Source organism: Niabella beijingensis, assembly GCF_020034665.1.
GTDB lineage: Bacteria > Bacteroidota > Bacteroidia > Chitinophagales > Chitinophagaceae > Niabella > Niabella beijingensis.
The window spans coordinates 1,002,756-1,023,952 of the sequence record NZ_JAIQDI010000001.1 but is presented as its reverse complement, the minus strand read 5'-3'; the positions used below and the strand labels follow the sequence as shown (position 1 = coordinate 1,023,952).

Annotated in this window: 14 protein-coding genes; 12 read left to right on the top strand and 2 right to left on the bottom strand. The window is 48.8% G+C overall.

Annotation, left to right across the window (positions count from 1 at the left end):
- Nucleotides 1-43: 43 nt before the first annotated feature.
- The 12 genes from K7B07_RS04270 (at nucleotide 44) to K7B07_RS04215 (ending at nucleotide 18,811) form a co-directional block, all read left to right on the top strand.
- A complete protein-coding gene (locus K7B07_RS04270) occupies nucleotides 44-1,117 on the top strand; it encodes a PDDEXK nuclease domain-containing protein (protein WP_223707755.1) in 1,074 nt (357 codons plus the stop codon).
- 136 nt (nucleotides 1,118-1,253) lie between these two features.
- Nucleotides 1,254-3,539: a GH92 family glycosyl hydrolase gene (locus tag K7B07_RS04265; protein ID WP_223707754.1), complete on the top strand. Its 2,286-nt coding sequence runs from the start codon at nucleotides 1,254-1,256 to the stop codon at nucleotides 3,537-3,539.
- Between the two features lie 702 nt (nucleotides 3,540-4,241).
- Nucleotides 4,242-4,691, top strand: coding sequence for a MaoC family dehydratase (locus K7B07_RS04260; protein WP_223707753.1), 450 nt, complete (start codon nucleotides 4,242-4,244; stop codon nucleotides 4,689-4,691).
- On the top strand, nucleotides 4,684-5,841 hold the full coding sequence (locus K7B07_RS04255; protein ID WP_223707752.1) for an ABC transporter substrate-binding protein: 1,158 nt from the start codon (nucleotides 4,684-4,686) through the stop codon (nucleotides 5,839-5,841). The genes K7B07_RS04260 and K7B07_RS04255 overlap by 8 nt, the downstream gene beginning before the upstream one ends.
- Nucleotides 5,838-6,980, top strand: coding sequence for a CaiB/BaiF CoA transferase family protein (locus tag K7B07_RS04250; protein WP_223707751.1), 1,143 nt, complete (start codon nucleotides 5,838-5,840; stop codon nucleotides 6,978-6,980). Before K7B07_RS04255 ends, K7B07_RS04250 begins: the two co-directional genes overlap by 4 nt.
- Nucleotides 6,981-8,156 (top strand): CaiB/BaiF CoA transferase family protein, encoded by a 1,176-nt coding sequence (locus tag K7B07_RS04245; RefSeq protein ID WP_223707749.1) that lies wholly within the window; start codon nucleotides 6,981-6,983, stop codon nucleotides 8,154-8,156.
- Between the two features lie 23 nt (nucleotides 8,157-8,179).
- On the top strand, nucleotides 8,180-9,049 hold the full coding sequence (locus K7B07_RS04240) for an amidohydrolase family protein (RefSeq protein ID WP_223707747.1): 870 nt from the start codon (nucleotides 8,180-8,182) through the stop codon (nucleotides 9,047-9,049).
- Nucleotides 9,050-9,093: 44 nt separating this feature from the next.
- Complete coding sequence (locus K7B07_RS04235) at nucleotides 9,094-10,122, top strand: L-rhamnose/proton symporter RhaT (protein WP_223707745.1); 1,029 nt, start codon at nucleotides 9,094-9,096, stop codon at nucleotides 10,120-10,122.
- Between the two features lies 1 nt (nucleotide 10,123).
- Nucleotides 10,124-11,161 carry a Gfo/Idh/MocA family protein gene (locus tag K7B07_RS04230; protein ID WP_223707743.1) on the top strand — a complete coding sequence of 346 codons (1,038 nt, stop codon included), beginning with the start codon at nucleotides 10,124-10,126 and terminating at the stop codon, nucleotides 11,159-11,161.
- Nucleotides 11,162-11,271: 110 nt separating this feature from the next.
- The gene (locus tag K7B07_RS04225) at nucleotides 11,272-14,004 is read left to right on the top strand and encodes an alpha-d-galacturonidase (protein WP_223707742.1); all 2,733 of its coding nucleotides are present in this window, start codon (nucleotides 11,272-11,274) and stop codon (nucleotides 14,002-14,004) included.
- A 210-nt stretch (nucleotides 14,005-14,214) separates the two neighbouring features.
- Nucleotides 14,215-15,765 (top strand): glycoside hydrolase family 28 protein, encoded by a 1,551-nt coding sequence (locus K7B07_RS04220; RefSeq protein WP_223707741.1) that lies wholly within the window; start codon nucleotides 14,215-14,217, stop codon nucleotides 15,763-15,765.
- 217 nt (nucleotides 15,766-15,982) lie between these two features.
- Entirely contained in the window at nucleotides 15,983-18,811 is a 2,829-nt protein-coding gene (locus tag K7B07_RS04215) for a glycoside hydrolase family 95 protein (protein ID WP_223707740.1), read from the top strand.
- Between the two features lie 42 nt (nucleotides 18,812-18,853).
- On the opposite strand, the gene K7B07_RS04210 is transcribed toward K7B07_RS04215, so the two are convergent.
- Together K7B07_RS04210 and K7B07_RS04205 are read right to left on the bottom strand one after the other, a co-directional pair.
- The gene (locus tag K7B07_RS04210) at nucleotides 18,854-19,831 is read right to left on the bottom strand and encodes a hypothetical protein (RefSeq protein ID WP_223707739.1); all 978 of its coding nucleotides are present in this window, start codon (nucleotides 19,829-19,831) and stop codon (nucleotides 18,854-18,856) included.
- Between the two features lie 101 nt (nucleotides 19,832-19,932).
- Nucleotides 19,933-21,159, bottom strand: coding sequence for a PQQ-dependent sugar dehydrogenase (locus tag K7B07_RS04205; protein WP_223707738.1), 1,227 nt, complete (start codon nucleotides 21,157-21,159; stop codon nucleotides 19,933-19,935).
- Between the last annotated feature and the right edge of the window lie 38 nt (nucleotides 21,160-21,197).

The following is a 21,197-nucleotide window of genomic DNA, read 5'->3' as shown; positions in this document are numbered from 1 at the left end:
AAGATTATTTGTTAACTTTAAGGGTAGCTAAAATGATAACACCATGTCAAAAACAACCAGACAACTGTTTCAATCTGTCCGGACACTGATCCTGCACGCCCAGCAGCGTGTTGTTCGCAACGTTAATACCGCAATGCTCATTACTTATTTTGAGATCGGAAGAAATATTGTCGAACATGAACTACAAGGCAATCCCAGGGCGGGATACGCAGATCAAACGATCCGGAAGTTAAGTGACGACCTGACGAAAGAGTTTGGAAAAGGCTATTCAAAATCAAACCTGGAATACATGCGTCAGTTTTATTCCACCTATGAAAAACGAATTGTCCAATCACTGATTGGACAATCTTCACAATCCGGTAAAACGGCGGCAATTGCAAAGCGGTCATCGGCCCGGTCATTAAAGAGCTCGCCCCCTGTTCCCTTTTCACTAAGCTGGACCCATTACCTTCAATTGCTGAAAATAAATGATGAAGAAGAGCGCGATTTTTATGAGATAGAAGCCGTTCAGAATAATTGGAGCGTAAGAGAACTGATGCGGCAATACAATGCCTCCCTTTATGAGCGCCTGGTGCTGAGCCGGGACAAAAGAACGATGAAAAAACTGGCGAAAAAAGGACAGATCATTGAACAACCTATTGATGCCCTGAAAAGTCACTACGTACTGGAATTCCTGAATCTGAATGAGAATGAAAACTATACTGAAAGTGAGCTGGAAGCCGCTATTATAAATAAACTGGAGCATTTTATGCTCGAACTGGGAAAAGGTTTTTTATTTGAAGGACGGCAACGACGTTTTACATTTGAAGGTGACAGTTTTTATGTGGATCTTGTTTTCTACAACCGCTTATTAAAATGTTTCGTCCTTTTTGATCTGAAGATTGGAAAACTCACGCACCAGGACATTGGTCAAATGCAAATGTATGTGAACTATTATGACCGGAAGGTAAAGACCCGGGTCGAAAAACCGACCATCGGCGTTATCCTGTGTAAAGAGGAGAATAAGACAGTGGTGGAATTTACCCTGCCGGAAAAGAACCGAAGCATCTTTGCAAAAGAATATAAAGCGGTATTTCCCAGCAAAGAGGCCCTGAAGCGGCAGGTTAACGGCACGTAATCTACAACCACACCGGACAGAAGCCTGAGGAGATGCTTTTTTCCTGTAAATTGAAACACAGGAATTCATCCAAACCAGCTATTTTTGTAAAAGATTGCAAAAACGATTTTGTTATTTAAAAATAGTATTATTGCTCATGAAGATGATTGCGCGCTGCGCCCTTTTATTACTGGCAGGGGGCTTTTCGCTCCTGCTGCATGCACAAAAGAATGATCCGGTTGAACTGGTCAATCCGCTCATGGGCACCCAGTCCAAGCCCAGTCTTTCCAATGGAAATACCTATCCCGCAGTGGGGGTACCCTGGGGCATGAACCTGTGGAGCGCGCAGACCGGCAAAATGGGCGATGGCTGGATGTATACGTATGATGCCGACAAGATCCGCGGGTTTAAACAAACGCACCAGCCTTCTCCCTGGATGAATGACTACGGCCAGATCTCCATTATGCCGGTTACGGGGAAAATGGTATTCGAACAGGACGCCCGCGCCAGCTGGTTCTCCCACAAGGCAGAGATTGCTAAACCCTATTATTACAGCGTATACCTGGCCGATCATGACGTAACCACCGAGTTTACACCCACCGAACGGGCCGCGCAGTTCCGCTTCACTTTCCCAAAGACCGACAGTTCTTTTGTGGTGATCGATGCGTTTGACAAAGGCTCCTATATCAAGATCATCCCCGCAGAAAAAAAGGTCATCGGGTATTCCACCAAACATGCCCGCGGACCACTGCCGGATTTTAAGAACTTTTTCGTGATCTGTTTCGATAAACCGTTTGCCAGCGCCCATACCTGGGAGGGCAATAAGCTCAATGAGTCGGAGTTGGAAATTACCACCGATCACAGCGGCGCCATTGTTGGATTTAAGACCGGCAAAGGTGAAAAAGTAAACATGAAGATCGGGACCTCTTTCATCAGTTTTGAACAGGCGGAACTGAACCTGAAACGCGAACTGGCGGCAGATGGCTTTGAACAGACCATGGCCAAAGCAAAAAGGTCCTGGAACGACCGCCTGGGAAAGATCGAGATCGAAGGTGCTTCCATCGATCAGCTGCGTACCTTCTATTCGGCGATGTACCGGACCCTCTTTTTCCCGCATAAAATGTATGAGCTGAATGCCTCCAACCAGGTGGTGCATTACAGTCCGCACAACGGCAAGGTCCTTCCCGGTTACCGCTTCTCCGGCACCGGCTTCTGGGATACCTTCCGGGCACTGTATCCCTTCCTCAATTTCCTGTATCCGTCCATCAATAAAGAAATGCAGGCAGGACTGGTAAATGATTACAAAGAAGGAGGCTGGCTGCCGGAATGGAGCAGCCCGGGCTATTCGGATGTGATGGTGGGTAATAACTCCGCATCCGTAGTTTCCGATGCTTATTTAAAAGGACTAAGAGGATATGACATCAATACCCTGTACGAAGCGTTACTGCATGGGGCCAATAATGAAGGGCCAAGGGCCACCGGCCGCAGAGGTGTGGAGTATTACAATGAACTGGGTTATGTGCCCTATGATGTAAAGATCAACGAAAATGCAGCGCGGACACTGGAATATGCCTATGATGATTTTACCATCTATCAGTTGGGGAAAGCCCTTGGGCGTCCAAAGACAGAGCTGGACCTGTATAAGAAACGTTCACAGAATTATAAAAATCTTTTTGATCCGGAGCACCACCTGATGCGGGGTAAGAACAAGGATGGCAAATTCCAGAGCCCCTTCAACCCTTATAAATGGGGAGACGCTTTTACAGAGGGAAACAGCTGGCACTATTCCTGGAGCGTGTTTCATGATATACAGGGCCTGATTGATCTGATGGGAGGCAAACCCAATTTTGTAAAACAGCTGGATAATGTATTCAGTCTGCCCCCGGTTTTTGACGACAGTTATTATGGGGGCGTGATCCATGAGATCCGGGAGATGCAGATCGCCAACATGGGACAGTATGCACATGGCAACCAGCCGATACAACACATGATCTACCTGTATAACTATGCCGGTGCGCCCTGGAGGGCGCAATACTGGGTGCGGGAAACAATGAACCGCATGTATAAGCCGACGCCGGATGGTTATTGCGGGGATGAAGACAACGGGCAAACCAGTGCCTGGTATGTGTTCTCAGCTCTTGGATTCTATCCGGTAACACCGGGAGTAGATCAATATGTGGTAGGAGCACCATTGTTTAAAAAAGCCACGGTACACCTGGAAAACGGCAAAAAGATCGTTATCAATGCCCCGGGCAATAGTGACCAGAACCGTTATGTACAGTCGGCCACTTTTAACGGGCAGACTTATACCAAAAGCTGGTTTGGTTTTAGCACGCTTCAGAAAGGAGCCGTTATCAACTTTACAATGGGTGCACAACCCAATAAAACACGGGGTACTGCTGATACGGATGTGCCTTATTCTATGAGCAGAGACGATAAATGATGATGAAAATTTAACAGTTAGTTGCGGTATCAGAATCACTTTTGATACCGCTTTTTTATTTGGGCCTGGATGATAGGGTTTATATGCACCGAGCCTACGGCTCTCAGTTCTTCTATGATGCTCTGTACAACGAACAGAAGTTCGTTGTTTTAAAATAAGAAAAGGCGATGCCTTTTGTAAGAACCTATAATCGCTCTAAGATCTGGCGCCAGGCGTCAAGGGCCATCAGCCCGCCGGATCTGGAAATGCGGGAATAAAGAAAGGAAGCCGGCGTTATGATGGATCTTGCATCGAGTCCTGGGTTGTATATACCAGGCCTGCGGCTCCCGGTTTTTTTGATGCTTCTGTGCAACGAACTGAAGTCCGTTATTTTTAAAATGATAGGGTTTCGCTTCTTGCCCGAACGTAATTATAATGAAATATTATTGTACAGTGTAAAGGGCCGTCGGCCTGCCGGGTCTGTAAGCTCCGGAATTTATTCCGGAGCCGGGATCGCGGAAATAAAAGAAAGAGTGCCAGTGGCACGGCCGATTATTGGTGAAGAACAGAAGGGGATCCTAAGATACATGAGTCGTTATACCTCATAGTAAAATCTTCCATTAGCTTAGTGAATCCTAACATTTCCCCGCTAAGTGATTCGATCTATTTTCGATTTGTTGGTAAAAGGTAATATTGCGCCCGGTAGCCACTAAATGCTGTCATATGGCTGTAAAGATATATTTTGAAGATTTTGTGCCGGGGGAGAAGCGGACCACTACCGGAAGAACCATTACGGAGGCTGATATTGTATTGCATGCCGGACAAACCGGCGATTTCTATCCGCATCATATGGATGCAGAGTGGTGCAAGACACAACCCTTTCAACAGCGGATCGCGCATGGTACACTGGTCTTTAGTGTTGCGGTAGGACTGAGCGCCGGAGTGATCAACGAGGTGGCTATGACCTACGGTTATGAGCGGTTGCGGTTTGTTGCCCCTGTATTTATTAATGATACCATAAGAACGACTATTACTATTAAAGAAAAAAAGGAGCATAAAAAACCGGGTTATGGTCTTGTTTCAGAATTGCTGGAAGTCCATAACCAGCAAGGCCAGCTGGTAATGGTCTGTGAACATTTATTACTGGTTGAAAAAAAGGAGCAGCATGGATAGGGTGGTATTAAAAGGCATCACCTGGGATCACAGCCGTGGTATAGTACCCCTTCAGGCGGCGGCCCAGCGCTTCAGCGAACGGCATTCGGATGTAGCAGTGCTGTGGGAAAAACGCAGTCTGCAGGACTTCGCGGATTATTCCATTGAAAAACTGACAGAAAGCTACGACCTGCTGATCATCGATCATCCCTGGGCGGGCAGTGCTTCTGTAACCAAGTGTGTGCTGCCACTGAACGAATACCTGCCGGAAGAATTTTTAAAAACATTACAGGCACACTCAGTCGGAGCCTCTCACGACAGTTATGCTTACGACGGCAGACAATGGGCACTGGCCATTGATGCGGCAACACCGGTAGCGAGTATGCGTCCGGATCTGTTGGCGCAACAAGAGGTTCCGGCACCGCAAACCTGGGAAGAGGTAATGGCCATTGCGGAAAAAGGAAAAGCAGCAGCACCGGCCATACCGATCGACCTGTTGATGAACTTTTATACTTTTTGCCAGGCACATGGTGGCGGTCTGTTTGAAAACGGAGAAGTGATAAATACAATGACAGGTGTTGCCGCATTAAACACCATGAAAGCATTTTACAGCCTGCTGGACCACCGTTTTTTCTCCATGAATCCCATAGCGGTTGCAGAAACAATGAGTCAATCCGATGATTACTGGTATTGCCCCTTTGCCTATGGGTATTCCAATTATTCAAGAAGGCATTACAGCCGGCAACTGCTGATTTACGCGGATGTGGCGGCATTTAACGGAAAATCGCTGCAAACCACATTGGGCGGTACGGGTATCGCCGTTTCAGCGTACAGCAGCCACCCGTCGGTTGCAGTGGATTTTGCACAATTTGTATGTACCCCGGAATGGCAGGGTACTGAATATATTTTAACCGGCGGACAACCGGGGTATGATTTTGGATACGACGATATGGTGAATAACCGGGTGTGCAACGGGTTCTTTAAAAATACCCGGTCCACACTTGAGAAGGCTTATGTGCGCCCGCGTTATCACGGCTACCTGCATTTCCAGGATGCCGGAGGTTTTTACATCCAGGAATATTTAAAAGGAAATATCCCGTCGCCGCAAACGGTACTCACTAAACTAAATACACTTTATTCGGAAAGTTTAAAACCGGAAGCGATCCTATGAACCAATTACCCTTAAACGGATTGATTGTGCTGGAGTTCAGCCAGTATTTGTCCGGTCCTTCAGCCGGTCTGCGACTGGCGGATCTCGGGGCCCGCGTTATAAAAATTGAACGGCCGCAGGGCGGCGATCCCTGCCGGAAGCTGGCTGTAAAGAATTTATGGATAGACGATGACGCGCTGAATTTTCATGCCATCAACCGGAATAAAGAAAGTTTTACGGCAGATCTGAAAAATAAGGAGGACCTGGCGCTCGTTAAAAAACTGATCCGGAAGGCGGATATCATCACGCATAATTTCCGGCCGGGCGTGATGGAAAAAATAGGATTGACTTATGCGGATGCAAAAGCCGTTAATGAAAAAATTATTTATGCCGAGATCACGGGCTTTGGCCGCAAAGGCCCCTGGGCTCAAAAACCGGGACAGGACCTGCTGGTACAGTCCCTGTCGGGTCTTGCCTATACTACAGGAAGCGGAGGCGGTGCGCCGGTTCCGTTTGGTTTGTCCGCGGTGGATACGATCAGCGGCATCCACCTTGTGCAGGCCGTGCTGGGGGCATTGATCCGCAGACAACGTGAGGGAAAAGGTGCTTATATTGAGCTCAGCCTGATCGAATCTGCTATCGGTATGCAGTTTGAATTATTTACCACATTCTTTCACAGTAAAAACGGCATTCACCGCAGTAAGGTGAATAACGGGAACCCCTTGCTGGGCGCGCCTTATGGGATCTATAAAACAGCGGATCATTTTATTTCGCTGGCAATGATGGAACTCCGGGACCTGGCGGCGGCACTGGGTTGGAGCGAGTTGAATACATACCGGCAGGAAGATGTTTTTCAGAAACGGGATGAGATAAAAACACTGATCGCAAAGAAATTGAAAACGAATACGACCCGGTATTGGCTGGAGCGCCTGCACAGGAATGGATTATGGGCCGCTGCAGTTTATAGCTGGAAAGAGCTTGACCAGACCGAGGGATACAAAGTGCTAAAAATGGAACAGGAATTACAGGCGGGTGGCAAAACAATCCGGACCACAAGATGTCCGATCATACTGAACGGCAAAAGACTGGTTTCGGCAAAGACCGCACCGGCATTAGGTGCCGACAGAGCAGCGATCATTAATCATTTAATGGAGGGGTAGATGAACTTTTTAAACGATATTCTGGTAGTTGATTTCAGCCAGTTCCTTTCCGGGCCATCAGCATCCTTAACATTGGCGGATCTTGGAGCAAGAGTGATAAAGGTAGAGCGCCCCGTTACCGGCGATATCTGCCGTGAGTTGTACGTGTCGGATGTGGTTATTGACGGCGAATCCTCGATCTTCCAGGCGATCAACCGGAGTAAGGAAAGTTATACGGCAGATCTGAAAAATGCTGCGGATCTTATTAAAATAAAAAAACTGCTGAAGCGCGCCGATGTGGTCATTCATAATTTCCGCCCCGGAGTAATGGAGCGGTTGGGATTGGATTATGAAACGGTAAAACAGCTCAATTCTTCTGTGGTATATGGCAGTATCAGCGGTTTTGGCGCGGCAGGCCCCTGGAAGGACCTGCCCGGACAGGATCTGTTGCTGCAGTCGGCAACCGGTATTGCATTGCTGAACAACACAGCGCATGAAAACCCTACACCTTTGGGCGTTTCGATCGTGGATATTTTATCCGGGGCCCATCTTGCGCAGGGCATTTTATCCCTGCTGTATCAGAAAATAGTCTCAGGAGAAGGAGGAACGGTGCAGGTGAGCATGCTGGAAAGTGCGCTCGATTTCCAGTTTGAATTGCTGACCTGTTATTACAACGATGGAAACGAGCTGCCGCAGCGCAGCGAGGTGAACGGCGGACACCCCTACGTGGGTGCCCCCTATGGCATCTATAGAACAGCGGATTCCTGGCTGGCGCTGGCGATGACGGATATAGTAAAACTCGGGCAGCTGACGGATTGTTATGCGCTGCTGGCTTATACCAGCAGTGATGAATGGTTTACCCAGCGTGATGCGATCAAACGGGTGCTGGCCGCACATTTGCAGCAGCGAACCACAAAAGAATGGCTGGCCATACTGGAACCGGCGGATATCTGGTGTTCGGAAGTGCTGGATTATCCCGGACTGAGGAACCATCCGGCCTATAAGGAACTGGAGATGGAAATGACAGTAAAGAACAGCAATGGCACCGCCATTACAACCACCCGCTGTCCGTTTAAGATTGACGGACAGTTGCTCACCAGCACAACCGGCGCACCGCTGCTGGGGGAACATACCGCGGCCATCGATAAAGAATTTGGATTAAATCAGTTGCAAAAAGAAGGAGCTGTAGTATCTTAGTTGATTGTAAAACAAAGCAATTAATGGAAACAAATAACAGCAAAATGATCATCGATACACATATACATATCTGGGATACGGAGCAATCATCTTATAACTGGTTGTCGGGAGCACCGGAATTATTAAAGCGTTCCTATACCATCGGGGAGCTGGATACCGCAAGAAAAACCGCTGGTATTCATGCAGGGGTTTTTGTGCAGGCGGATGTGCAGATGGAAGATTCCTTTCACATGCTGGAAGTAGCCCGGAATACGGATTGGATCAAAGGCGTGGTCAGCTGGCTGCCATTGGCAGATACACAGCGTACAGCGAAACTGCTGGAAGAGCGGTTATTGAAAGATGATTATTTCGTGGGTGTACGCCACCTGATTCATGATGAAAAGGATCCGCAATGGTTGTTGCAGCCAGCAGTAATAGAGAGTTTGAAAATGCTTGCGGCGCATAATATTCCTTATGATGTGGTGGGTGTACTGCCGGAGCATATCGAAACCATTTTAAATGTAGCAGAGCAGGTTCCGGAACTGCGTATGGTTTTCGATCACCTGAATGCACCGCCCATCGGCAGCGGGGAACGCTACGGACGATGGGGCGCATTGATGCAGGAGGCAGCAAAAAATAAAACTATTTATGCAAAGATCTCAGGTCTGGGAACAGTGGCCGGTGCAGGGAAGTTTACCCCGGAACAGGTAACGCCTTATATTGAATTTATCCTGGAGTATTTCGGTGCCGGCCGTTGTTTCTGCGGTGGCGACTGGCCGGTATCGTTACTGGCCAGGGATTATGTAGATACCTGGGAGGTGTATAAGCGTACCCTGTCGTCATTGCTTCCGGGTGAAGCACTGGAAAAAGTGTACGCCGGCAATGCGATCCGGTTTTATGATCTGAAGCTGTAACAGGTTCATTCATCAGTGTTGATTCAAAACGAGGGTTTAAATAAATGCAATTATTTAACGGTATATTTTTTCACGGGGTAGGTGCTTCATCTGCGGCCCTTTGTTATACCCCTGAGAAAAAAGTGCGTGGCTGGTCCTGGCAGACCTACTGGCTGGCACAGGCGGCCGTTTGCTGGCTGATCCTGCCGGTAGTGGTGGCAATGATCACAGTACCATCACTGAATATGGTGTTGAAGGAAGCACCACGTGGTGCCATGATTCAATCCTTCCTGCTGGGCATGGCCTATGGCGTTGGCGGAACAGCATTTGGCATGGCGATCCGTTATATCGGTTTTTCACTGACCTACGCGGTCTCTGTCGGACTGTCCTGTGTTTTAGGAACATTGATCCCGCCTGTAATGGATGGATCTATCGGCAGTGTGGTAAAAGGCAGTGGCGGCAGCTGGATCCTTACCGGGGTTTTTCTGGGCGCTGCAGGCATCGCATGCTGTGGTATTGCTGGATGGATGAAAGAAAAAGAAGGCCGGGGCATCACACAGGGGTATTCTTTTAAAAAGGGATTACCGTTGTGTATACTGGCCGGTATCCTCTCTGCTTTTTATGGTTTTGCCATTAATGCGGGGAAGCCCATTTCTGATCTTGCTGCTGCGCATGGCGCCGGGGATTTTCAGGTGAATGCGGTGTATATTTTTTCCAATTCGGGTGCTTTTTTAACCACATTGTTTTATACCTTATACCTGCACCGGAAAAACCGCTCCTTTGGAGAATATAAACGCGCTGCCGTGACAGGAGCGTTGACCACTAATTATTTAATGGCCGTGCTCACCGGATTTTTCTGGTACGGCCAGTTTTTCTTTTACGGTTTGGGACATGTGAACCTGGGTAAATATGAGTTTTCCAGCTGGGCCATACACATGATCCTGCTGGTGCTGTTCAGTGCAGTTGTAGGTGTGGTATTGAAAGAATGGAAGTTTACAACGGCGCGTACAAAGCGGATGCTGTTTGCAGCATTGCTGGTATTATTGCTTTCGGTGGTACTGTTAACCTATGGTAATTATAAAGGAGGTACCTGATATGAATGATCCTGCAGTCAGCATATGTATTATTGGGGCAGGCGGCATTGTAAATGATGCGCACCTGCCGGCATACCGCATCGCCGGTTTTAATGTAAAAAGCATTGCAGACCGGGATTATCAGAAGGCGGAAGGGCTCGCAGCAAAATTTTTTATTCCGCAGGTGTATCATTCATTGGAGGAAATGGTTGGAGGTCAGGACGAAAACGTTATTTACGATTGTGCTTTGCCCGCTTCGGAAATAGCCGGTGTATTGCAGCAGTTGCCGGAGGATGCAACGGTGCTGATCCAGAAACCCCTGGGTGAAAGTATCGGGGAAGCAAAGAGGCTGCTGGAGATCGCTCACTCCAAAAAAATACGGGCAGGAGTCAACTTCCAGCTTCGTTTCGCGCCGGCTGTTCTTGAAGCAAAAAAAATGATCCGCGAAGGGAAGATCGGAGAACTCACGGATATAGAGGTTTATGTGAATGTACATACACCCTGGAAACTCTGGTCGTTCCTCTTTGAAAAGCCGCGCATGGAGATCAACTATCACAGTATTCATTATATTGATCTTATACGATCCTTTCTGGGAAATCCTTCCGGTGTTTATGCTAAAACATTCAAACATCCGGATTCCCCACAGCTCGCTTCTGTTAAAAGTACGATCATCATGGATTATGGTGCTCAGATACGGGCCACCATTCATACCAATCATCATCATGACTTCGGATATCAGCACCAGGAATCGTATATAAAAATAGAAGGCACCCGGGGGGCTATAAAAATGAGCCTGGGTGTGCTGATCAATTATCCGCTTGGTATACCGGATACGTTTGAATATATAACGGCGGGATTCCCGGAATGGCAATCAACAAAAATAGAAGGCTCCTGGTTTCCGCATGCCTTTATCGGAACCATGGAACAGATGATCCTGGCAAAAAAAGGGCGTATTGAAAAGCCGGAGAACAATATTGATGACGCGTTGGATACGATGCGTTGTGTGGAGGCCGCTTATATCAGCAGCGAACAGGGAGGCATTTCATTGCCCGCTGTATAACAGGACTATTATCATTTATCAGTGCCAGGTATGTATGGTCGCATACCCGGGTTCGTGTCTTCACGAACCGGAACCGGCAGTTATAGAATCTATTAAGAATTAGTAAACGGATGAAAGGATTATTAACGGGTATTTTATTGATTGCTATTGTGAATTTGTCTGCTGCGCCTCTCGGTTCTCATGAATTGAAACAAACAGCAAAGGGAAAAGTGACCATTGGTATACCCGCAATTGCAACGGAACGGGTAAAGTTTGGCACAGGACAGTTAAAAAATGCACTCGTGGCAGCGGGCTATACTGTCAGCATACGCTCATCAGCAGTAAAACCCGCGGGAGAGTCATGGGTCCGCATTTTTACTTCAGGTAAAGGCAGGAAAGAAAGCTTTTCTATCGAGGCTGCTGATAAAAACATTACAGTAACAGGAGCGGATGCTACAGGAACCCTGTATGGCTGCCTGGAACTGGCAGACCGTATCAGGGCAGGTGGTGCACTGCCTCAATCATTATCTTTTTCTGATGCGCCGGAAATGGTGTTGCGCGGCGAATGTATCGGGGTGCAGAAGCCCTATTATTTACCCGGGCACAATGTGTATGAATATCCTTACACCCCACAAACCTTTCCCTGGCTGTATGATAAAAAACTATGGATACAGGTACTGGATTCCATGGTGCACAACCGCATGAATTCCTTATACCTCTGGAACGGACATCCCTTTGCATCCCTGGTAAAACTGAAAGACTATCCGTATGCTGTGGAAGTGGATGAGGCAACATTTAAGAAGAACGAAGAACTATACCGGTTTTTAACTACCGAAGCGGATAAGCGCGGTATCTGGGTGATACAGATGTTTTACAACATCATTGTTTCAAAGCCTTTTGCGGAAAAGAATCACCTGAAAACGCAGGAACGCGAGCGGCCGATCCTTCCCATTATCGCCGATTACACCCGGAAGTCGATCGCTGCCTTTGTAGAAAAATATCCAAATGTAGGACTGATGGTCTGCCTGGGCGAAGCAATGGAAGGAATAGGGAATGATGATATCGAATGGTTTACAAAGACCATCATTCCCGGTGTGCGGGATGGTATGAAGGCCCTGGGCATTAAAGAGGAACCGCCGATCGTATTACGGGCACATGATACCGATGCGCCTTCGGTAATGAAGGCTGCGCTGCCCCTGTACAAGAACCTGTACACCGAAGCAAAATTTAACGGAGAGGCACTGACGGTGCCAAGACCAAGAGGCGCATGGGCACAGTTGCACCAAACATTAAGCCGGCTGGGAAGCGTGCATATTGCCAACGTACATATCCTGGCCAACCTGGAGCCGTTCCGTTACGGATCGCCGGACTTTATTCAGCAAAGTGTGGTGGGAATGAATGAAGTACTGGGCGCGCATGCCTTGCATCTGTACCCGGAATCTTCCTATTGGGACTGGCCATATAGTGCCGACAGTGTCAAAGGAGGGAAACGCCTGTTACAGATAGAGCGTGACTGGATCTGGTACAAGGCCTGGAGCCGCTATGCCTGGCAATCGAACCGCAACCGGCAGGAAGAAATGGATTACTGGAGCAGATCAATGGCGGAACAGTTCGGCATCAGCCGGGAAAAAGGTGCTTCCATTTTAGAAGCGTATGAGGCAATGGGACAGATCGCACCGAAACTGTTGCGGCGCTTTGGCATCACGGATGGGAACCGTCAGACCCTGACCCTGGGCATGCTGATGACGCAGCTGATCAACCCTTACCGTTATGGATTATTTACGTTGTTGTATGAAGGGGAGAGCCCCGAAGGCGAAATGCTGATCGACTATGCCGATAAGGAATGGAAGGGGATAGCGCATCATGGCGAAACACCGGTTCAGATAGCAAGAGAAGTGCGGGCGCATGGGGATGCCGCCGTGAAAGCGCTGATGCAGATACAGGGAGTTACAAAAAACAGCGCGGAATTTGCGCGTATAGAAAACGATGCTGCCTGTTACCGTGCCTTGGCGTATCATTATGCTGCAAAGGCGGAGGCTGCATTGTGGGTATTGCGGTATAAATATTCGGATGATATAAAAGATCTTGAGAAAGCGCTTCCGCTGCTAAAAGAAAGCGTTGACTGGTATAAAAAACTGGTGTCCCTGACGAAGGGGACCTATCTGTATGCCAACAGCATGCAGACCCAGCAGCGGAAGATTCCTATTCGTGGGGTGGACGGAACTTTTAAAACATGGGCGGAAGTACTGGTGCCTTTTGAACAGGAACTGGATCATTTTGCCAGAACGCTGGACTCGCTGAAAACCGCACCGGTTACGGGACGCAGGGAGGTGATCCCGCTGAAGAATGCGGCAGTAACCATTGAGGGGAATGCACAACGCTTTACGGTTGATTCCCTGGGCCGGCCTTACACCGACTCGCTGTGGTCCATCCGTTCTGCGGCGCCGGAGCTAAGAGGACTCAACGGTGTACGCATGCCCTTCCGGCAGCAGGTTGAGAATCCGCTGAGTATCACATTTACAAATGCACAACCGGTTAAGGTGCTGGTCGGGTTTTTCCAACCCCGGAAGGCCGCATTTGCAAAAGATACGCTCTTCCTGAAGGCACCCGAACTGGAAACCAATGCGCTGGCCAACGATTATGGCCAGGCAGAAACAAAGATCGCCAATGCACTGGTGCTGCCCGGCATGCCGCAGGTACATATACACAGTTATGATTTTAAGGCGGGTACCAACACACTAAAGCTGGAAAAAGGTGCTGTACTGATCCTGGGATTTATTGATGCCGGCAGCAACCTGCCGGTATATGATGCGGGGCTGTATGAGAGCGGAAATAAAAAACAGGTGGACTGGCTGTTTGAATAGCAAACGGGCGTCTGGATGTTCCGGCCCGTGTCGATGTCCGGGTCATGTTTTCACAAACCGATGACATAGTACTGATGCGGGTTATGATACGTGCAGACCTGCATGAAAGCATAAGAGTTGTTGCAGTGCATTTGATTATGATCGTTGCGTAAAAAACCGCGTTCTTTTGTACTCAGCGGTGATTACTTAACCAGATAATGAATTGATATCATGAGATTCTTTTTTGTTGTTCTATCTTCTTTAGCCTTTTTCCTGGCGGACGCTCAGCAGTATTATGATGTAACGAAATTCGGCGCAAAAAGAGACAGCAGTGCAAAAGCTACCAGGGCGATCGCACAAGCGATTCAATTCGCATCCATGGCGGGAGGCGGCACGGTGTATTTTCCCGCAGGTAAATACCTTACCGGCCCCATTCATTTAAAAAGCAATATTACCATACTGATCGATGCCGGTGCAGAACTGCATTTCAGCGATAATTTTGATGATTACCTGCCCATGGTGGAAAGCCGGTATGAAGGGGTGGATGTGACCAGTTTTTCCCCGCTGTTTTATGCAAACGGTGTGGAGAACATTGCTATAATGGGAAGAGGTGCTATTTATGGTCACGGTAAAAAATGGTGGGATTTTGTGGAAAGGTATAAAGAAGGACAGCCAAGGTCCAAATGGCAGCTGGAGTTCGACCGGTTGAATAAAAATATTCTTTTGCCGGATGATCCCAAACAAATGAAACGGGGATTTCTACGCCCGCCGTTCATCCAGTTCCTGCGCAGTAAGAACATTCTTATCCAGGGCATCACCATTCGTAATTCGCCGTTCTGGACGATCAATCCGCAGTTTTGCGACAATGTGACCGTACACGCGGTTACCATTATCAATCCCGGCCGGAATGCACCCAATACGGATGGCATTAACCCGGAGAGTTGCAGCAATGTGCACATCAGCGATTGTCATATCAGTGTGGGAGATGATTGTATCACCATTAAGTCAGGAAAGGATGCACCGGGACGTGCAAAGGCCCGTCCGGCCGAGAATTATACGATTACGAATTGCACCATGCTCAGCGGACACGGCGGCGTGGTGATTGGGAGTGAAATGAGCGGCGGCGTAAAAAAGATTACCATCAGTAATTGTATTTTTGATGGTACGGACCGTGGCATCCGTATTAAAACGGCGCGTGGCCGGGGTGGTGTGGTGGAAGATATCCGGGTCAGCAATATCGTAATGAAAAATATAGGGATGCAGGCCATTGTGCTGGATATGGAGTATGCAAAGACACCGGAGGAACCGGTGTCGGAGCGAACACCCCGCTTCCGCAACATCCGGCTGAGCAATATTACCGCCTATACAAAGGAAGCGATGTTTGTAAACGGACTAAAAGAAATGCCGGTATCTGAGATGAGTCTGAATGATGTGGTCTTTGAAGCCGAAACGGGTATTACTTTAAGAAATACGGCAGATGTTGCGCTGAATAATGTACGGGTAAATACACGTATTGGACCGGCTTTAAAGGCGGATGCCACCGAACGGTTATCGGTCATTAATTTTGAAGCGGCCCGGCTGCCGGCCGATGCGCCCTTGCTGCGATTAAACGATGTAAAAGGCGCGCGCATCCGGGATTGCTGGCCCTTTGACAGTAGCCATTCATTTGCTGCAATTAGCGGCGCTGCTACAGAACGTATATTGTTTGAGGATAATGTGGTGACCGATGAACAGATCCGCGTGGGGAGTGAGGTGAAAAAAGATGCGGTAAAGAGGGATTGATCGGGGATCGCGGATGGTATATGGTATTTTACAGGACTGGTGTGGTCAGTAAGGCAGGCTGAAACTTTCTTTCCTTGTTGAGCCCTGTCCCTGCTGGCAGGGTGCGCGCTCTGAATTACAACTGATTCCTGCAGCGCAACGCGCAATATTTTCAGCAAATGCGAATGGATCATATCCCCGATTAACGTAGATTTGGTTTTACACGGAATACCTGCAAATGAAAAAATATAAGAATATACTATTGCTGGCAGCCTTTCTTTTAAGTGCTGCGTTAACGAATGCTCAGGACCTGAAGCTCTGGTACGACCGGCCGGCAAGTGAATGGGTCGAAGCATTGCCCATCGGTAATGGCCGTTTAGGTGCCATGGTCTTTGGTGGTATCACCAACGACCGGATCCAGTTTAATGAAGAGACCCTGTGGTCTGGCGGACCCCGGGATTACAACCGCAAGGGCGCGTATAAATACCTGGATACAATAAGAGCTTTGTTATTTGCGGGTAAGCAGCAAGCGGCCGAAGACCTGGCCGGCCGTGAGTTTCTGGGACTGAAATCAGCCGAAGGCGATCAGGAGGCCTGGGCCGAACAGATCAAAGCCATTCTGAAACAGAAGGATAATCCTTCTGTGGCCAGTTATAACGACCGCAAGTGGAAAACGATCCATGTGCCCGATTATGATGGCTGGGAAAATCAGGGGCTGGGAGAACTGGATGGTGCTGTATGGTTCCGCACCAGCTTTGAGCTGCCCGCAGACTGGAAGGGTAAGGCTCTTGAGCTAGACCTGAATAAGATTTCCGAACAGGATATTACTTTTGTGAATGGGATAAAAGTGGGAGCGCAGGCCAACGGAGAAGCACGTAAATACAAGGTTCCGGCTTCGGCGTTGAAAACAGGCAGGAACAGTATTGCTATACTGGTGCTGAATGTAACCGGCAAAGGCGGGGTACTCGGTTATAAAGATACAGCTAAGGCAATCGGTATTTATCCTGCCGGAGAACCAGAGATAAAGTTACCGCTGAATGGTCAGTGGAAATACTGGATACAATCGGATAAAGTACCCCCGGTTGGGGAATACCAGGCCCGCTATCAGCCCTTTGGTGATGTACATTTTCATTTTGATGTGGATACCGCATCGGTTACACAGTACAAGCGCACGCTCAACCTGGAGGATGCCACATTAACCACCTCTTATAAGAGTGGCGGTACCCTCTTTAAGCGTACCTACATCGCCAGTACGCCCGATCAGGTGATCGCGATAAATCTTACTGCCGACAAGACCGGAGCAATCAGTTTTGAAACGGAGCTTTCCAGTCCGCACCGGAATTTTGTTCTAAAAAAAATTGATCCGCATACAGTGGCCCTTCATGTACAGGTAAAAGACGGCGCTTTATTTGGAGCGGGCTATGCGCGTGTAACAACAAAGGGTGGAAGCGTCACTATTAAAGAAAACCGCCTTGTAGTAAGCGGGGCCGATGAAGCAACGGTATGGATAACGGCAGCTACCAATTACCGCAATTATCAAGATGTATCCGGGCAGCCTGCTGCGCTTTGTAAAGCAGCGTTACAGAAAGTACAGCAAAAAGATTTTGCCGCGGTACTGCGTGATCATGTAAAAGAATACCAGCAATATTTTAATACGCTTTCTGTGGATTTCTCTGATCCGTCAGTATCGTCTGCCGGTGCACAGCTGCCCACGGATCAGCGGCTGATGCAGTTTTCGCGTTCAGGAGACCCGGAATTTGTGGCGTTGTACCTGCAATACGGACGGTACCTGCTCATCAGCAGTTCGAGACCGGGCACTTATCCGGCAAATTTGCAGGGGATCTGGAACGACCTGTTGTCGCCGCCCTGGGGCAGTAAATACACCACGAATATCAATGCGGAGATGAATTACTGGCCCGCGGAACTGCTGGGGTTATCGCCCCTGCACAGTGCCTTCTTTAAGATGACGCAGGAAGTGGCTGCATCCGGGCGGGAAACCGCAAGGGAGTATTATAAGGCCCCGGGATGGGTGTTGCACCACAATACGGACCTCTGGCGGGGTACAGCGCCGATCAATGCGTCCAATCATGGCATCTGGGTTACCGGAGGTGCCTGGTTTTGCGAGCATTTATGGGAGCGATATTTATTTACAAAAGACGAACGCTTTTTACGGGATACCGCTTATCCGCTTATGAAGGAGGCCGCGTTGTTCTTTAATTCGTTCCTGGTCAAAGACCCAGTGACCGGTTACCTTATCAGTACACCTTCCAATTCGCCGGAACAGGGCGGGCTGGTGGCCGGTCCTACAATGGATCACCAGATCATCCGTGCCCTGTTTAAGAATACTGTTGAAGCGTCAAAGATCCTGGATAAGGACGCTGCATTGAGAAAAGAGCTGGAAGCTAAGTATGCCCGGATCGCACCGGATAAAATAGGACGTTACGGCCAGTTGCAGGAATGGATGCAGGATGTGGATGATACCACCAATAAACACCGCCATGTATCACATCTCTGGGGGGTATACCCCGGAAACGAGATCAACTGGGAAACCACTCCCGACCTGATGAAAGCGGCCCGTCAGTCGCTGATCTATCGCGGGGATGCAGCTACCGGCTGGAGCCTGGGCTGGAAGATCAACCTGTGGGCGCGCTTCAAAGATGGCAATCATACCTATAAGCTCATCCAGATGTTGCTGAGTCCCGCCGGAAGAGGGGCCGGCAGCTATCCCAATCTGTTTGATGCGCATCCGCCCTTCCAGATTGACGGGAATTTTGGGGGTGCGGCCGGTATTGGCGAAATGCTCGTACAGTCACACGCGGGGTTTATTGATATCCTGCCGGCATTGCCGGAGGCATTGCCCAGCGGCCGGATCGATGGCATTCATGCAAGGGGAGGCCTGGTGCTGGATATGAGCTGGGAGCGCAAGCAGCTCACGGCACTTACGATAAAGGCGATCGCCGACGGTAAGGCAGACCTGCGTTACAAGGGGATCGTGTTGCCTTTTGAATTTAAAAAAGGAAAACAATACCGCATCGATACCGGCTTTAAAGCGATACAGGAATTATAAATACATGGAGGGTTAAAGATAAAAACAACAGTATGCAGGGGCTTACATAAACAATGCCAGCTGTGTGATTTCCGGTTCCGGCTGTTTTTTTTGCTTCCTGCCTTCTGCAGTTTCTATGGGTTTATCATTTTCAAAATAATGATTCACCCGGGTGATATCAATACCCGTAACCCGCTCGGCACCTTCATTGTTGATCTTTTTATGAATGGTGAGCTGGCAGTTGATCGCAGTTCCGTTCTTAAATAGCACTTTGCCGGATTGAACCAGCTTTTTAAATTCTTTGGATTGCATACTGAAGGAATGGGGTTTGCCGTTATACATTCCCGTCCATTTGGCACTGCTTTTCTTCAGTACCGGAGAAATGATCTCGATCTCCACGTCATCCACTTCTTCCGGTTCCAGTATATTGGTGGTCAGTACAAAACCGTTAAAATCCTGCCGCGTGATATTTTTTTCCTGGGTGATTCTTATCCGCTGTTCATCAGAAGCAGTAAAATGCACGCGGCTGATCTTGGGATAGCGGTGCAGCAGTTCAAAGAAATTGGAACGTCTTTTTTTGATGACATTGCTGGTGTCCAGTTGATCACAGCTGTTCAGCATCTGCTGCTTCAGCTTCTCGATCTGTAACTGCAGCCGTTTGTTATCGATCTGGCTGAATTCCGGCGCCTGTAACAGGGTTTCGATCAGCTTCCGGATCTCGTCTGCTGCAGAGACCGAAACCGGGGTGGCAATCACTGCTACCAGTGCTGCGGTGGCGATGGTAACGGCGGCCGGCTCTGTCTTGTGTTCTTTTTTTAATGCCACTTTAAAGCGCCGCCGGAAACCTTTTTCTGCCAGCGCTGCGCTTTCGATATGGATGCGGAGCCGGAGGCGGGAGGCTACTTCCCGTATCAGTGCCAGCAGCTCATATTCGCATTTGTTCTGGATCAGCGCATCCATCAAATGGGTTTCTTCTTCAAAATAATATTCTACTTCGATGCAGTTACTGCCTGCATCCAGTTGTTCTTCGTTTACGCTCATGGAGTATCCTGCTTTCTTCGGTCAGCGAAATTAATGGTTTTTGACCGGGTGGCAAGAGTATTGGGGAAATGGCCGCCGGTCCAAATACAGGGAAGGCAGTCTTAACGGCCGATCCGGTAAATAGTGCCCCTGTCGGTGATGGCATACAGCACCCCGTTTACGCAGGCAATATCACGGAAGCGTTCGTTCTTGTCGGTCAGCAGCCGTTCTTCACCCACTACTTTATTGTTCTTTATTACCAGGCGGTCGATATGCTGTCCGCTTAATGAAGCTACGAACAGATTATTTTTCCATTCCGGAATGGCGCTGCCCCGGTAGAAACAAATGCCGCTGGGAGAGATCACGGGATCCCAGTAATAAACCGGTTGTTCCATTCCTTTTTTTTGCTGAAGTGCAGTGCCTACTTTTGATCCGTTGTATTCAATGCCATAAGTGATCACGGGCCAGCCGTAGTTCCGTCCTGCACGTATGATATTTATCTCATCGCCGCCACGCGGACCAAATTCCGCTTCCCATATTTCACCGGTTGCGGGGTTCAGTTCCAGACCCTGCGGGTTGCGGTGGCCATAGCTGTAGATCTCCGGGAGTAAACCGGGTTTATTCAGGAAAGGGTTACCGGGTGCCGGTTTGCCGGTTGTGGTAATGCGGAAGATCTTGCCCAGTCCGGACTGTAACAGCTGCGCCTGTGCCCGGCCCTCCAGGATGGAACGTTCACCTACGGCTACCAGCAGGTTTCCGGACCGGTCGAATATGATTCTGGAACCAAAATGCAAATTACTGTTGAGCGCAGGGGTAGCGCGAAAGATCACAGATACATCTTCCACCTTACCTGCGGCTTCGTTTAAACGCCCTTTGGCAACGGCAGTTAAATTTCCCTGTGCCTGCTTTTCCGAATAGGTCCAGTAGATCATTTTATTCCGGGCATAGCCGGGGTCAAAAGCCACATCCAGCAATCCGCCCTGTCCAACCTGGTCCACCGCAGGAAAGCCCGTGATCTTTTTTGCCAGTGCTCCGTTCCGGTCGCGTATTTCCATATAGCCCGCTTTTAGGGTCACCATTAACCGGCTGTCCGGCATGGCCACAATGGCAAAAGGCGCCCCTGTTTTTTCCGCGATTTTTTCTGCTTTGTATGGTGTGGTGGTCTTAACACCGCTGATCCAGGTCTGCCCCCGAAAAGCAGGTTTGTAATCACTGTTGGGCGCTTTTTTCTCAACTGCCGGTAACGTATCCAGGCATGCTGTAAATACCGGTTTGTTCATCGCACGGCCGGTAGTGCCCATGAAGAGAAGAAGCGTAGTAAGGACAAAAAGAGTTCTGGCAAACATCATATATGTGTTATTAAAAGTGGTGATAAAATTAACGCGTT

Excerpts from the sequence above, each read along its gene's own strand:
- K7B07_RS04270 (WP_223707755.1), top strand. The coding sequence starts at position 44 with ATGTCAAAAACAACCAGACAACTGTTTCAATCTGTCCGGACACTGATC.
- K7B07_RS04265 (WP_223707754.1), top strand. The coding sequence starts at position 1,254 with ATGAAGATGATTGCGCGCTGCGCCCTTTTATTACTGGCAGGGGGCTTT.
- K7B07_RS04260 (WP_223707753.1), top strand. The coding sequence starts at position 4,242 with ATGGCTGTAAAGATATATTTTGAAGATTTTGTGCCGGGGGAGAAGCGG.
- K7B07_RS04255 (WP_223707752.1), top strand. The coding sequence starts at position 4,684 with ATGGATAGGGTGGTATTAAAAGGCATCACCTGGGATCACAGCCGTGGT.
- K7B07_RS04250 (WP_223707751.1), top strand. The coding sequence starts at position 5,838 with ATGAACCAATTACCCTTAAACGGATTGATTGTGCTGGAGTTCAGCCAG.
- K7B07_RS04245 (WP_223707749.1), top strand. The coding sequence starts at position 6,981 with ATGAACTTTTTAAACGATATTCTGGTAGTTGATTTCAGCCAGTTCCTT.
- K7B07_RS04240 (WP_223707747.1), top strand. The coding sequence starts at position 8,180 with ATGGAAACAAATAACAGCAAAATGATCATCGATACACATATACATATC.
- K7B07_RS04235 (WP_223707745.1), top strand. The coding sequence starts at position 9,094 with ATGCAATTATTTAACGGTATATTTTTTCACGGGGTAGGTGCTTCATCT.
- K7B07_RS04230 (WP_223707743.1), top strand. The coding sequence starts at position 10,124 with ATGAATGATCCTGCAGTCAGCATATGTATTATTGGGGCAGGCGGCATT.
- K7B07_RS04225 (WP_223707742.1), top strand. The coding sequence starts at position 11,272 with ATGAAAGGATTATTAACGGGTATTTTATTGATTGCTATTGTGAATTTG.
- K7B07_RS04220 (WP_223707741.1), top strand. The coding sequence starts at position 14,215 with ATGAGATTCTTTTTTGTTGTTCTATCTTCTTTAGCCTTTTTCCTGGCG.
- K7B07_RS04215 (WP_223707740.1), top strand. The coding sequence starts at position 15,983 with ATGAAAAAATATAAGAATATACTATTGCTGGCAGCCTTTCTTTTAAGT.
- K7B07_RS04210 (WP_223707739.1), bottom strand. The coding sequence starts at position 19,831 with ATGAGCGTAAACGAAGAACAACTGGATGCAGGCAGTAACTGCATCGAA.
- K7B07_RS04205 (WP_223707738.1), bottom strand. The coding sequence starts at position 21,159 with ATGATGTTTGCCAGAACTCTTTTTGTCCTTACTACGCTTCTTCTCTTC.